Below are 14,560 nucleotides of genomic sequence, written 5' to 3' on the forward strand. Positions count from 1 at the left end.
AAATCGTCGACGCGCGGCATGACTCCCAAATGCCACCGACGGCTATGAGATCGTCCAGCCAAAAAGCCAGATCGCCAAAGGCACAGGGGCTGTTGCTAGCACAAGCGTCAGCATTGCCAGATGTGCCCCAAACACCCCGGACAAACCCGACACAAACGCAATGCCGCCACCGCCGCCAATCATCGAATTGCCTGGAATATTGATCAAAACCGCAAGATTAACGTAGCGGTACTTAACAACCCACCCCAAATAGCGCGTAGGCAACTGCGCCTGCACAAACTCGGCTCTCGTCTCGGGGGCGAGTGCCTCGAATTGTTCGAGCATCAAGCAGGCACGCGTAAGATGCAGATCGAGCAAGACCCGGTGGAGCCAAGCATAGGGCACCTTGCATCCGACCATATAGGCCAACACGAGACCGGATGCCGTCGCAAGCCATACCAAGGGCGCAATATCTGGTCCTCCGGCGGCAAGCACCATCAAGCCGATTTCAATACCCGGCACGAAAGGGATGGCAATCAGCAGGGCGTAAACCAAAAGGGCAACTGCCAGAACGCCCGGCATTGCCCAGCCATAGTTGTTCTGCGCAATCCAACCCTCTGCCCAGACAAAAAGCCAGTGCAGCATCATAGCCAAAGCAATGAGCGCCATGATGCGCAATACACTTCGGAGAATACCGACCTTTACAGGCGGGGGAACCGGCATTCCAGAAGAGGGAGGTTGATTTTCATCCATAAGATGAGTCTATGGCGCATTCGTCATCCGTCACAATGGCCCTCGCTTCACGATCACGCGCTTTTGCGCAAGAGAGGGCGGCTGGCCTGCAGCCGCCCTCTCATCAAGTCTGAAATGCTCTTGTCCGAGACCTTGGTCGAGACCAGTTACGACCTCCGGATATCAGCCCCGAGATCGGCCATCAGAGACTCAAAAATAGGAAAAGAGGTGGCAATCGGGCTTGCGTCATCAACGCTGACCGGGGCCTGTGTGGCCATGCCCATCACCATAAAGGACATCGCAATCCGATGGTCGAGATGACTGGCGCAAGTCTGCCCACCCGGCACATCGCCATGACCTCTGCCATGCACGATCCACCAATCTGGCCCGTCTTCGACCTCGACACCGCCCGCGCGCAATCCCGCAGCCATCGCCTCGATCCGGTCACTTTCCTTCACGCGCAATTCCTTGACCCCGCGCATCACCGTCTGGCCAGTTGCAAAACACGCCACCACCGACAGCACAGGATACTCGTCTATCATGCTTGCAGCGCGCTCAGGCGGCACCTCGATTCCCATGAGGTCTGGCGAAAACCGTGCGCGCAGATCCGCCACCGGCTCGCCCCCCTCCTCGCGGAGATTCTCATACTCCAGATCGGCCCCCATCTCGCGTAGCGTTGTGAACAACCCCGCGCGTGTCGGATTTAACCCGATATTGGGAATCAAAACATCGGAACCCGGTACAATCAACGCCGCACAAACCGGAAAGGCTGCGGAGCTGGGATCGCGCGGCACAACAATGGTCTGCGCCCTGAGTTCAGGTTGCCCTGTCAGCGTAATCACCCGCCCCTCAGCGGTTTCCTCCGTGACAATCTCCGCTCCGAACCCGGCCAGCATCCGCTCAGTATGATCGCGCGTCGCCTCGCACTCGACCACCACGGTTTGTCCGGGCACATTTAGACCCGCCAAGAGAACCGCGCTTTTGACCTGTGCTGAGGGCACTGGAACGACATAGCGCACCGGCACCGGATCAGCCGCCCCCACGATCGTCATCGGCAAACGCCCGCCTGAGCGCCCAACAGCCTGCGCCCCAAACAGCGCCAGAGGATCGGTCACCCGCGCCATCGGTCGCTTGTTCAGGCTTGCATCACCAGTAAATGTTGCAGTGATCGGCGAGGTTGCCATCGCCCCCATGATCAGCCTCACACCGGTGCCCGAGTTGCCGCAATCAATCACGTGACCCGGCTCGGCAAATCCACCGACACCAACGCCATGCACATGCCAAATGCCGTCCTTGTCGCGCGTCACCTCTGCGCCGAAGGCCCTCATTGCCTTGGCTGTGTCCAATACATCCTCGCCTTCCAACAAGCCGGTGATAACGGTCTCGCCAACGCTTAGCGCCCCAAGGATCAAAGACCTGTGCGAAATCGACTTATCTCCCGGCACGTCCGCCCTGCCAGAGAGCGGACCAGAGCGGTGAGAGGTCATGGGAGTCGGAGTGCCGTGGCCAGACATGGTGTGCCTCTTGAATGGTCTAGTTTGCCTGCCTGATAGCCCAAGCCGGGCCACCCGTCCATGACCATCGCCAAGCTTTACCTCAGGGGACGGCACCCAGATGCGTCACGATACTATGCCCCGGCGCATAGCAGAGGCGGGCCAAGGTCACGGCGCGGGCATGATCCCATGTCAGTCGCTCAATCACGAACATCGGCGCACCGGGATCTGTTCCTAGAATTTTAGCTTCCAATTCTGTCGCGGCCTCCGCAGCCAAACGGATCTCACCATGGGTATAGGGGACGTTAGCCAATAACCACTCGTTGGCATTCATCGCCCTGAAATCCTGAGTGTCGGCGGTTGGAGCAGTCTCGAGATTGATCCAGCGGTCCTCAAACACGAAGGGCGCGCCCGAAGCGAGATGTAAAGCCGTAACATGCAAGCAAGAGCCAGGTCGATCAGCGCAGAGCCTGCGCGCGACCTCCAGTGGCGGCACGGCATGGCGTCGGCTAAGGCGGCGATATTCATAGATCTTTCCGGCCGTGCTGACCTCCTGTCGGATCACCGGAATATCCACGGTCGCGCGGCTTACGGGGTGTAAGGCCACGCGCGTTCCCGCCTTGCGTCTTCTCTCGACCGTACCGGCCTCGGCCAAGGCGCGCAGGGCGCGGTTCACAGTTGCTCGTGCGCAGCCAAACTCCTGTGCCAGATCTGCCTCGTTCGGGATGACGGCGCCGGGTGGCCATTCCCGTGCATGGATGCGTCGCAGAACCTCATCCTGAATGGCCTGCCAACTGTTGAACTGTGGATCTGTCATGCGGCATTCCAAGACGGTTTAGGCTTTGACACAGGAAGACAAGCTTACCTTCTGCAATCGCTTTGTAGTCAGTCGAGCCCTTTACGGCATGCCCCCGATCATAAGGCAAGACCTCACGAATATTCAGGCTCGGCGTGACACCATAACGCGATCTTGACATATTATTATGTATAGACATATTATTCAACCAAAGCCCGCACATCAAGAGAGTCCACAAGATGCTTTTGCGCAACGTCACACTAGCGACCATGCAAGGGGATCAATCCTACGGCCTTGTCCCCAGCGGCGCTCTTATTATCGACGCAGGTCATATCGCGTGGGTCGGTGAGGAAAAGGATTTGCCGCCTAACTATAACGGGCCAGAAGAAGATCTGAGCGGACGCCTAATCACACCGGCGTTGATTGACTGCCATACCCATGTTGTTCACGGAGGCAATCGATCGAACGAGTTCGAAATGCGGCTCATGGGTGCCAGCTATCAAGAGGTGGCCCGCGCGGGCGGTGGCATTGTGTCGACCGTCACCGCGACCCGCGAAGCCTCAGAGGAAATGCTGCTCAAGGGGGCATTGCGTTTTGTCGACGCACTGTTGGCAGAAGGGGTTTGCACTCTCGAGGTCAAGTCTGGATATGGGTTGGATATCGACACAGAGTTGAAGATGCTGCGCGTGGCAAAAGCCATTGCGAGCGTACGCGACGTGCGGATCAAATCCACTTTCCTTGGTGCGCATGCGGTGCCAGCAGAATTTCACGAAAATACGGCTACGTATGTTTCGCAGGTTTGCATTCCTGCCCTGAATGCGGCCCATGCAGAGGGCCTTGTCGATGCGGTCGATGGATTTTGCGAGGGGATCGCATTCTCACCAGCGGACCTAAAGCCGCTGTTTGAGAGAGCTATGGCGCTCGGCCTGCCAGTCAAACTTCACGCAGAACAGCTAAGTCACTTTGGCGGGACTGAAATGGCCGCACGGTACGGAGCTCTGTCAGCAGATCACTTGGAATATGCAACAGAGGCGGACGCCAAGGCCCTGGCGCAAGCAGGCAGCGTGGCGGTCATCCTGCCCGCCGCATTTTATACCCTGCGCGAAACACAGGTACCGCCGATCAAGGCCTTTCGATCTCACGGCGTTCCAATGGCCTTGGCCACTGACTGCAATCCGGGATCATCGCCCATAGCGTCTCTTTTGCTGACCATGAACATGGCGTGCACTCTCTTTCGGATGACCCCTCACGAAGCTCTTGCAGGGGTAACGCGACACGCAGCAAGCGCTTTGGGACTTTTTGACTGCGGTATGCTCGCGTCAGGCATGCGTGCCGACCTCGCTGTTTGGGACGTCGAGCACCCCGCCGAACTGGCGTACCGCATTGGTTATAACCCGCTCTGGCGGCGGTTTTTCGGAGGTCGGGCGAAATGATAGTTTTGAGGCCAGGACAAGAACGGCTCAAGACACTTGAAAACATCTGGCGCAATAGCGTGCCAGCCAAACTTGACCCCAGCGTGAGACCTGCTGTCGAAGCTGCACATAGCCTTGTAGCACGGGCCGCGTCAGGACATACGGCAGTGTATGGAGTTAACACGGGCTTTGGAAAACTTGCCAGCGTAAAGATCGCGCCAGAAAAGACCGCCGAGCTACAACGCAATCTCATCCTTTCGCATTGCTGCGGCGTGGGAGAGGCGCTGGATTTGGCCACAACGCGGCTGATGATTGTGCTTAAACTACTCAGCCTTGGGCGCGGTGCGTCAGGCGTGGCTTGGTCAACCATCTCTCTGCTTGAGGCGATGCTGCTGCACGGGGTAACGCCTGTGGTCCCAGATCAGGGATCAGTTGGCGCCTCGGGCGATCTCGCCCCCTTGGCACATATGGCGGCGGTGATGATCGGCGCAGGCGAAGCATGGGTTAACGGTGCGCGCGTGCCCGGCGACGAAGCTCTTTCTCTTTGCGGTCTAAGCCCAATTATCCTTGGCCCAAAGGAAGGTCTGGCCTTGATCAACGGCACCCAGTTTTCCACCGCCTGTGCATTGGCAGGCCTATGGACCGGCTGGCGCAACGCCCAAACATGCGTCGTGACAGCGGCGCTCTCGACCGATGCGATCATGGGCTCCACCGCACCGCTGGTCGCGGCGATTCACGAATTGCGGGGCCACCGGGGACAAATCGACATTGCCCGCGCACAGACGGCGTTGATGGAAGGTAGCCAGATCCGTGAGAGCCATCGCGAGAATGACGCGCGTGTCCAAGACCCATATTGCGTTCGATGTCAGGCACAAGTGTCCGGCGCATCCGTGGATCTTCTACGGCGCGCCGGTCAGGTACTGGAAATCGAGGCCAACGCTGTGACCGATAATCCTTTGGTTTTGGTCGACCCCAGCCATCCCGACGGAGGCATGATCGTCTCGGGCGGCAACTTCCATGCAGAACCTGTGGGCTTTGCTGCAGATCAAATCGCCATGGCGATTTCCGAGATTGGGGCAATTGCACAACGGCGGGTGGCGCTGATGGTCGACCCAACGCTAAGTTTTGACTTGCCGCCCTTTCTGACACCCGAGCCGGGGCTCAATTCGGGGATGATGATTGCAGAGGTCACGACCGCTGCGCTGATGAGCGAAAACAAGCATCTGGCCAACCCTTGCACGACCGATTCCACCCCCACCTCCGCCAATCAAGAGGATCACGTCAGCATGGCGGCACATGCCGCCCGACGTCTGAAGCGCATGAACGACAACCTGAGCGTCATACTGGGGGTCGAGGCGATTTGCGCCGCGCAAGGCATCGGATTTCGTGCCCCTTTGCAAACCAGTAGAGAACTTCAAGCTGTCATCACCCGGTTGCGCGAAAAGATAGCACCGCTCGACACAGACCGATATCTCGCCCCCGATCTGACCGCCGCAGCAGAGATGGTGCGTTCTGGTGCCCTGGTTGAGGCCAGTGGACTGGAACTGTCGCTGAGTGATGAGGAGCGGGGTTGAGTCTTCTGGGCACAGCGAAACACCGCCCATGGGCTCCTCAAGAAAATGCGCTACGGCCCAAACCGATCACATCACAATCACACCATACACATGCGTATATTTTTCTGCAATCGTGCTCCGCATGCCCATAATCTGAAACGCCCAGTTCTCTCCAATTATACCGCCACGAAGGAGCCCCGCTATGATCAATCCTCGCCACAATAGTCGCGACATCTATCCCGACACCGGCAACAAGATCACCGCCAAAAGCTGGCTGACCGAAGCTCCGCTGCGGATGTTGATGAACAATCTTCACCCGGACGTGGCCGAAAACCCGCACGAACTTGTGGTTTACGGTGGCATAGGTCGCGCGGCGCGGACTTGGCAGGATTTTGACCGTATCGTCGCCGCGCTGAAATCGCTTGAAGACGACGAGACACTTTTGGTGCAATCCGGGAAACCGGTAGGTGTGTTTCGCACGCACAAGGATGCGCCTCGGGTCCTGATCGCAAATAGCAACCTCGTGCCGCATTGGGCGACTTGGGATCATTTCAGCGAACTCGATAAGAAAGGGTTGATGATGTATGGACAGATGACCGCAGGGTCATGGATCTATATCGGGTCGCAAGGTATCGTGCAGGGGACATATGAGACATTCGTCGAGGCCGGGCGACAACATTATGATGGCAAGCTCATAGGTCGCTGGATTCTGACTGGTGGACTTGGCGGCATGGGAGGGGCGCAACCTTTGGCCGCCGTGATGGCTGGTGCCTGCTGTCTGGCCGTCGAATGCGACGAGACCCGCGCCGAGTTTCGCAAACGCACCCGCTATGTAGATGAAATCACCCGTGATCTAGACGAGGCACTGGCCATGATCAACCGCTGGTGCGCGGCGGGCGAGGCCAAGAGCGTGGCGCTGATCGGCAATGCCGCCGATGTTTTCCCAGAGCTGGTACGACGTGGCGTCAAGCCGGATATCGTGACCGATCAGACCAGTGCCCATGATCCCCTGCATGGTTATTTGCCTCAGGGCTGGACGCTCGCCGAATGGCGCGCTCAGCAAGAAACCGATCCAAAGGCCGTTGAGCGTGCCGCAAGAGCCTCGATGCGGGTGCAAGTGCAAGCCATGGTCGATTTCTGGGATGCCGGTGTGCCAACGCTCGACTATGGCAACAACATCCGACAGGTGGCGCTCGACGAAGGATTGGAAAATGCCTTTGCCTTTCCTGGCTTTGTGCCCGCCTATATCCGGCCCCTCTTCTGTCGAGGGATCGGCCCGTTCCGGTGGTGCGCCCTCAGCGGCGATCCTGAAGACATTTACAAAACCGATGCCAAGGTGAAGGAACTCATTGACGATCCGCATCTGCACAATTGGCTCGACATGGCTCGCGAGAGGATCGCGTTTCAAGGACTCCCGGCGCGGATATGTTGGGTGGGTCTGGGCCTGCGGCACAAATTGGGGCTGGCCTTTAACGAAATGGTGCGCACCGGCGAATTGAGCGCCCCGGTGGTCATTGGTCGCGATCACCTCGACAGCGGATCAGTGGCCAGCCCCAACCGCGAAACCGAGGCGATGAAGGATGGCTCCGACGCCGTGAGCGATTGGCCATTGCTGAACGCACTGTTGAATTGTGCATCAGGCGCCACTTGGGTCAGTCTCCACCACGGCGGTGGCGTGGGCATGGGTTTCAGCCAGCATTCCGGTATGGTTATCTGTTGCGATGGGTCCGAGGAGGCTGACCGACGTCTCGCAAGGGTGCTTTGGAATGATCCGGCGACAGGGGTGATGCGTCATGCCGATGCCGGTTATGAAATTGCACTGGATTGCGCACGCGAAAACGGTTTAAACCTACCCGGTATTTTAGGTTGAACCAAGATTGACATATGTAGGGTAAATTCATGAGCTTAGAGCGTTTTGTAATGGCACAAGACCAGATCTGGCCGCTTCCGCTAAGGGAAATAAGATCAGGAGAAAAGCGCCAACATTGGGCGTGGTTCGTGTTGCCGCAGGTCAAGGGGCTAGGTCGGTCAGAATTCGCCAAATCTTTTGCAATTGATGATCTCGACCACGCGCGCGCCTATATGGCGCACCCGGTTCTGGGGCTGCGCCTATTAGAAACCTGCGCCGCCATGCTGGCGTTGGAGAATACATCGGCCGAACGCGTGCTGGGCGGGATCGACGCGCTCAAGCTTCAATCCTGTGCTACCTTGTTCGCAGAAGCAGGGGGCCCAGACGTGTTTTCTCATGTACTGGCGCGCTATTTCGGCGGCCTCCGCTGCGAGACCACTCTCGATTATCTCTCAGGGCGACGGGCACTTCCGACCGACGATGAATATTTCGCAACTCCGAAACAGTCCACTTCTCCCAAAGGCGTGGTCTAAGCCGTCAACGAAGTCTCTGGATCGAGCTATATCCCATGGTGGGACCGACCCAGTGGCGAGATTGCAGGATACTGCCGTTCCGGTCAACCAGATAAGAATTGACCACGCTGCGATCCGCTTGCCAGCATTCTGCCGTCATTCGGAGCCCCGAAACCGCCCCACTGCCACCAGACAACGCTTCCGTTTCGCCGCGCGTAATCTTGCAGTCCGATTTCAGATTCACAATCTTGTTTTCTCCATCGATATAGCGCTGCTGGATCGTGGCAACCCCATTCTCGCGACGCGATACAACATCAAGCAACGGCTCGAGTCTTGACGACATCAGATCATTCCCAAGGCCCCGTGTCGAAACCAGCACACCATTGAGCGTTGAAATACTACGTCGTTCGGAACTGCCGTAGGCCGCCCAAGTTTGATAGGATCCATTTTGCGCAATAGGCCGCAAAACCGACACAGCTTTTCGGTCTTCCAAAGCGTAAAGCAAAATCGGTCCGGTGGTATTGGACAGGGCATGCTGTGCAACCACCAGAACGCGTTGCGGGTCAGGAGCGGTCGGTTTAATTCTCTGCTGCTTTATCAGCGCTTGGCTAACCGATAGCACATTTTCCGAACTACGCTGGTTAGAGCAGGCAGCTAAGGCTAAAAAACAGCCGAAGAGTGTCAAGCGGGATAGGGATCGGCATATCATCTCCAGAACTTCCCCCAGCTTGCTGCAGCGTCGCGCTTGTGCGAAGACCGCACCGTTTCATACAATCGACCACTTACGTTCACACGCTGACCACCGTCACGAGTGAGCGGACGGACGACGATCGTTGGGGCTTGCTGTGTCGGCTTGCCCAACAACCATGAAATCGGTGCAGTGATGCGGATACCCTTATCAAAAGAGCCTTCCCCAAAATCCTGCGCTGAAACATCGGTTTTCGTTGCGAAGGCCCCCACTTTCCAACCGTTAGCAAACTCCCGGTCAAACCCGACAGTCACACCCCAGTCGCCCGCCAAATACCGACCGGCGTCAACCTGCCCATGAAACCCACCCCCAAAATCATAGTAAACTGACCCATGACCGTTGAATTTGGGGATGGCCCCGCTCACGGTGTTGTGGTCACGCAGACCAAAATCACCATCGAAATCACGTGGACGCACATAGTTCAGCTCTGCCCCAAAGGCGATTCTGCTATCAACCGGTCGCCAGAGAACTTCGGTTGAGACCCCGGCATACATCTCTTCAAGATACCCGACTGTACCTCGAGCATAAAGATCTGGGGCCAGACGCTGATACTTGCTCAGGGTAAGCCAATCAACACGAGGGGCATCTGACTTGGCAAAAAGCGAAGCGTCAGAGCGGACCCGTGGGATACGCGAATTGCTTGCTCGGTTGGATTTATCAATGTTGCCGAACAGCTTCACAGAGGTTGCGGCGCGCGCTACCCAACCACGCCCAAGCTCTGCCTGACCCTGAAAGCGCAAAGCAACGTCCATGCGCAACGGCTCGTCAGGATCAAACAAACTGACCCGCGTGAACGGGCTAATACCCCAACCATAACGCGGGAACTTGCCCGGCAACGGCTCGGGCAGAGTGCCGAACCGCAGACTATCGCTGAAATTTGCAGCGGCAAGCGCCTGATCAGCAGCGGCATGTTCCAGTTTCTCAATATCGCTGCGTGCAAAACTGACAGTGCTGGCGGGAATACCCTTGACATAGAGCGTGACGTGAAAATCCTCAACAGAGGCGGGAAGAGTGCGCGTCATTGCGCGGAACGTTCGCCCGAGCGCCTGCGACGTCCGATCGTAGGTCTCATTTTGGATGCCAACATAAGCCGCGCGCCCCTCAAGACGCAATCCGATCAAATCGATCTCATCCAAAGCCAGCGTTTCGTCAAGAGATCTTTCAATCTGCGCCCGCGCGGCGGGAACACCCACCCAGCCAAGATCGCGCGCACCATCCGGATCACGCACCGCAACCGGAAGCGGCGCCGACTCTATCCCGCCGGGAATGGGCATTGTGCGCGGATTGATCGCAAAGGCAAGGCTTACGCCAATTTCCTCGCCGTGAAGCACATAAGCTCGCAGGTTTGTATCTTGAGACAGCCTGTACGTTAAACCAAAATTAACTGGCGTGCTTTGATCAAAGATGCCCGCCTTGCGCTCAGTATCATAGCTATCTGAGGAATATTCGACCGCAAAAGACAGCTTATCGCTGATGTCGTAGCTGATCCCCCCAAATATGCCGATGTCGCCCTTAAACCAATTGGACACACTGACATCACCGCCTGTACCCACACCGGCAAAATTAAACGGAGCCCGGCTTCCAAAACCGCCAATAGAATTCTGCGATCCGAACCGCCCCCAGCCCAGCCCTGCAGTCACGCGCAGACGGTTCCGATAGGATTTTGTTGCTACAATATATTCAGCCCCAAGAACTCCAGTTCCCAGAAAGTCCTGAAGCCCGACTGCGATTGCCGGTGAAAAATCGGTTTCTTTGAACAGTCGGAACCGCAGATCAAAACTGCGATCATAGAAGGTGCGAAACTGTGGCGTAAGATCCTTCGTGCCCGAATAGCGGAAGCTGCCCGTAATCCATGGCGCAACCTGAAAACTAAGCGTGGTTTTGCTGAACCCATCAAAATATGAAATCGTGGTAGAAAGCTGCCCATCCGGGGCCATCTCGGCCGTGGGCATGTCCAAAAGCCCACTAGGCGTACCGTAATTGTTCGTCAACGTTGTGGTCAGATCGTTTGCAAACGCAGCCGAGGAGCCAACCAAAACGGCCAAAACACCGAACATGTTTCGCAATCTGAATGTCATCGACTGTTCACCTGTCCCGAGCGCCTTCACTTTTCTCTGGAGGACATTAACGATCACACAGCAACACGGCAATGTGAGTTTCCCAATCACCCTCAAATGCCTCACTAAGGCGTGCAAATGCCTCACAGTCCAATCATCAGCGCCACGACAATCACGCCGACGGCACCGGCCAAAACGCCCAGCCCAGCCCAGAGCGCGCGGCCTAGCCAAACAGAGCGCTTTTGAGGCACATGTGGGGCCGTTTGGCGAATGAGCGCAGCCTCGACCAATCCGGGCAACCTTGGGCCATAGCGCGAGAGGACCATCGCGGTGCGCCCCAGATCCCGTAGTGCCGCCCGCGGACCGATCGTCTTTTTGATGTAATCCTCAACCACGGGCCTTGCGACCTGCCAGATGTTGATCTGCGGATTGAGACTGCGCGCCACCCCTTCGACCACGACCATGGTCCGCTGCAACAAGATCAACTCCGTACGCGTCTCCATCCCGAAACGCTCTGTTACCTCAAAGAGATAGCTCAGAAGACTGCCCATAGAAATTTTGCTGGCATCCATTCCAAAAATTGGCTCTCCGACTGCTCTCAAGGCCCGAGCGAAGGCGTCGACATCCCGGTCAGCGGGCACATAACCCGCCTCAAAGTGCACCTCGGCAACGCGCCGGTAATCCCGCTTGATAAAGCCATACAGTATCTCGGCGTAAACACGGCGAGTATACTCATCTATATGTCCCATAATCCCGAAATCATATGCGATGATATCCCCATTCGCGGCCACCTTGAGATTGCCCTGATGCATATCAGCATGGAAGTAACCATCGCGCAGCGCATGGCTGAGAAAGAGCTGCAATACCCGCTCCCCCAATTCCGCCCGGTCATGGCCAACAGCATCCAGAGCGGCATTATCCCCCAGCGGCAGACCATCGGCCCAAGTCATCGTCATGACCCGGCGCGAGGAAAGGTTCCATTGCACTGATGGCAACTGAAATCCGGTATCGCTCGCCGTGTTCGCCGCAAATTCGGAGGCAGAGGCCGCTTCGAGCCGCAAATCCAGTTCGCCCATCACAACGCCTTCGAAATGGGCAATTACTTCAGTGGGACGCAATCGACGCGCACCGGGGGCCAGCAATTCGATCATCCGCGCGGCAAAATAAAAGGCGTCAATGTCACGTCGAAACGCCCGTTCTATTCCGGGACGCAGCACCTTAACCGCGACCGCCTCACCGCTCTCGCGCAGCCGTGCTTTGTGGACTTGCGCAATCGAAGCTGCCGCCACGGGGGGGCTGAAATCGTCAAACATATCCTCAACCGGACGGCCCAATTCCTGCGCGATACTACGTTTTGCCAGATCGACAGAAAACGGCGGCAGCTTGTCCTGCAACACCCGCAGATGTGTTGCGAGCTCCGCGCCGACCAGATCAGGGCGCGTGCTCAGAATTTGTCCAAACTTGATATAGGCTGGCCCGAGCGCGGTCAGGGCTCGTGGAGCAGGCGGGGACTCCGGATCGCCCTTGTAGCCCAACCATTGAAATGGCCACGCCAAACAGCGCATCGTGCCACGCACCAGCGACGGAGCCTCGAATGCATCCATGATGAGCCCCATGGCACCGGTACGCTCTAGTGTTGCCCCGGTACGGATAAGCCGCAGGATGTTGTGCGGTCCACGCATCGCCTAAATCTTCCAGCCAGAATGCAAACAGGCAATGCCCATGCTCAGATTGCGGTATTTGGCATTTGCAAATCCAGCGGTGCGAACCATCTCTAAGAATGTTTCTTGGTCTGGAAACTGACGGATTGATTCCACCAGATACTGATAGCTGTCGCGATCATTGGCAATCATCTGCCCTAACCGCGGGATGATGTTAAAGCTATAGAGATCATAGACTTTTTGCATCAAGTCATTGGGAATCTCGCTGAACTCCAGCACCATCAGACGCCCGCCGGGTTTCAGCACGCGAAACGCCTCGTTAAGCGCCTGTTGTGGGCTGGTTACATTCCGGATGCCGAAACTGATCGTATAAACATCAAAGGTGTTGCTCTCAAACGGCAACGCCATCGCGTCGCCTACCACCCAATCAAGGCTAGCGGCCATCTGTTCGGCCTCGGCCCGTTTACGTCCCTCAACCAGCATCGGCTCGGTCAGATCCAATACTGTGGCATGTCCCTTGCCCGCCCGCTTGAGAAACCGGAACGAGATGTCACCTGTCCCTCCCGCCACATCAAGTAGGCGCTGCCCTGCGCGCGGGGCCAGCCAATCCATCATCGCATCCTTCCAGATCCGATGAATACCAAAGGACATGGCATCATTCATAACGTCATATTTGCTGGCAACGCTGCCAAAGACCCCGCGCACGCGCCCGGCCTTTTCCGACTCTGGGATGTCCTGAAACCCGAAATGGGTGGTTTTCTCGTTCATGGGTCTTGCCGCTGTTGTGTCTCGTCTTTCTTATAGGGCTATGATGGGGGGTTACAATGCGCCCCTCGCCCCCTTTGAGGTCTACCATGCCGGAATTACCAGAGGTTGAGACAGTCCGCCGCGGCCTTGCGCCGGTGATGGAGGGGCAGATGATCGCCCACGTCGCCGTGAACCGGCCTGACCTGCGCTGGCCGTTTCCGCCCGACATGGCAGCACGCTTGGTTGGACAACGGGTGCTGGCTCTGCGACGGCGCTCCAAGTACATCCTCGCGGATCTGACCTCAGGTGAAACGCTGCTTATCCACCTTGGCATGTCGGGCCGCATGCTGGTTTCGGGCGATCCTCTGGGACAGTTCACTCATACCCATCCCACGCCAGAAAAACACGACCATGTCGTACTTGATATGGAGGGCGGTGCACGCATCACCTTTAACGATCCGCGTCGCTTTGGTGCCATGGATCTTATGCTTACAGCCACCGCTGAGGCGCACCCGCTTTTGGCCAAGCTTGGGCCGGAGCCCTTAGGCAATGATTTCAACGAGCCCTATCTGATTGCAGCTCTCAGTGGTCGTAACACTCCTTTAAAGTCCGCGCTTCTCGATCAAAGAATCGTCGCGGGCCTCGGCAATATCTATGTCTGCGAGACACTCTTTCGGGCCCGGATTTCCCCGTTGCGGCGTGCCGGTGATCTCTCAACCAAACAGGCGGCCTCTCTCGTGCCGATCATCCGCGAGGTACTCGGAGATGCCATCATCGCTGGCGGTTCCTCCCTTCGGGACTTTCGGCAAGCGGATGGCGAATTGGGTTATTTTCAGCACAGTTTCGACGTCTACGGGCGGGAGGGTGAAATATGCCGCTCTACGGGGTGCAAAGGCCATATTGCACGCATTACACAGTCCGGCCGCTCCAGCTTCTATTGCCCGCGTTGTCAAAGATAGGTTGAACACGCGGCAAAGAATGGTAATGAATCATCTCTGATGGAAACAAATGAAAGCTGATT

General features: G+C 57.1%; 12 protein-coding genes. 5 read left to right on the plus strand and 7 right to left on the minus strand.

From position 1 onward, the window contains the following. Window positions 1–42: 42 nt before the first annotated feature. From ACN0SW_RS03580 to ACN0SW_RS03590, 3 genes are all read right to left on the minus strand, one after another. Complete coding sequence (locus ACN0SW_RS03580; RefSeq protein ID WP_417726529.1) at window positions 43–648, minus strand: hypothetical protein; 606 nt, start codon at window positions 646–648, stop codon at window positions 43–45. Window positions 649–878: 230 nt separating this feature from the next. Next, entirely contained in the window at window positions 879–2,225 is a 1,347-nt protein-coding gene (gene aroA / locus ACN0SW_RS03585) for a 3-phosphoshikimate 1-carboxyvinyltransferase (RefSeq protein WP_417726530.1), read from the minus strand. 82 nt (window positions 2,226–2,307) lie between these two features. After that, entirely contained in the window at window positions 2,308–3,021 is a 714-nt protein-coding gene (locus tag ACN0SW_RS03590; RefSeq protein WP_417726531.1) for a UTRA domain-containing protein, read from the minus strand. A 218-nt stretch (window positions 3,022–3,239) separates the two neighbouring features. Between ACN0SW_RS03590 and hutI the strand changes: the two genes are divergently transcribed. From hutI to ACN0SW_RS03610, 4 genes are all read left to right on the plus strand, one after another. Beyond that, window positions 3,240–4,433, plus strand: coding sequence for an imidazolonepropionase (gene hutI / locus ACN0SW_RS03595; protein WP_417726532.1), 1,194 nt, complete (start codon window positions 3,240–3,242; stop codon window positions 4,431–4,433). After that, a complete protein-coding gene (gene hutH / locus ACN0SW_RS03600; RefSeq protein WP_417726533.1) occupies window positions 4,430–5,986 on the plus strand; it encodes a histidine ammonia-lyase in 1,557 nt (518 codons plus the stop codon). Before hutI ends, hutH begins: the two co-directional genes overlap by 4 nt. 181 nt (window positions 5,987–6,167) lie before the next feature. After that, a complete protein-coding gene (hutU, locus tag ACN0SW_RS03605; RefSeq protein WP_417726534.1) occupies window positions 6,168–7,835 on the plus strand; it encodes a urocanate hydratase in 1,668 nt (555 codons plus the stop codon). A 29-nt stretch (window positions 7,836–7,864) separates the two neighbouring features. Beyond that, complete coding sequence (locus tag ACN0SW_RS03610; protein WP_417726535.1) at window positions 7,865–8,347, plus strand: DUF1810 domain-containing protein; 483 nt, start codon at window positions 7,865–7,867, stop codon at window positions 8,345–8,347. A 4-nt stretch (window positions 8,348–8,351) separates the two neighbouring features. Here the strand turns inward: ACN0SW_RS03610 and ACN0SW_RS03615 are convergent, their stop codons facing one another. From ACN0SW_RS03615 to ubiE, 4 genes are all read right to left on the minus strand, one after another. Then, entirely contained in the window at window positions 8,352–9,011 is a 660-nt protein-coding gene (locus ACN0SW_RS03615) for a YjbF family lipoprotein (RefSeq protein WP_417726536.1), read from the minus strand. A 20-nt stretch (window positions 9,012–9,031) separates the two neighbouring features. Continuing rightward, window positions 9,032–11,131: a YjbH domain-containing protein gene (locus tag ACN0SW_RS03620; RefSeq protein WP_417726537.1), complete on the minus strand. Its 2,100-nt coding sequence runs from the start codon at window positions 11,129–11,131 to the stop codon at window positions 9,032–9,034. A 143-nt stretch (window positions 11,132–11,274) separates the two neighbouring features. After that, window positions 11,275–12,813 (minus strand): 2-polyprenylphenol 6-hydroxylase, encoded by a 1,539-nt coding sequence (gene ubiB, locus ACN0SW_RS03625; RefSeq protein WP_417726538.1) that lies wholly within the window; start codon window positions 12,811–12,813, stop codon window positions 11,275–11,277. A gap of 3 nt (window positions 12,814–12,816) precedes the next feature. After that, entirely contained in the window at window positions 12,817–13,560 is a 744-nt protein-coding gene (gene ubiE / locus ACN0SW_RS03630) for a bifunctional demethylmenaquinone methyltransferase/2-methoxy-6-polyprenyl-1,4-benzoquinol methylase UbiE (RefSeq protein ID WP_417726539.1), read from the minus strand. Window positions 13,561–13,646: 86 nt separating this feature from the next. On the opposite strand from ubiE, the gene mutM reads away from it, so the two are divergent. After that, a complete protein-coding gene (mutM, locus tag ACN0SW_RS03635; protein WP_417726540.1) occupies window positions 13,647–14,498 on the plus strand; it encodes a bifunctional DNA-formamidopyrimidine glycosylase/DNA-(apurinic or apyrimidinic site) lyase in 852 nt (283 codons plus the stop codon). Window positions 14,499–14,560: the final 62 nt, after the last annotated feature.

This window comes from Roseovarius sp., from assembly GCF_048262375.1.
GTDB lineage: Bacteria > Pseudomonadota > Alphaproteobacteria > Rhodobacterales > Rhodobacteraceae > Roseovarius.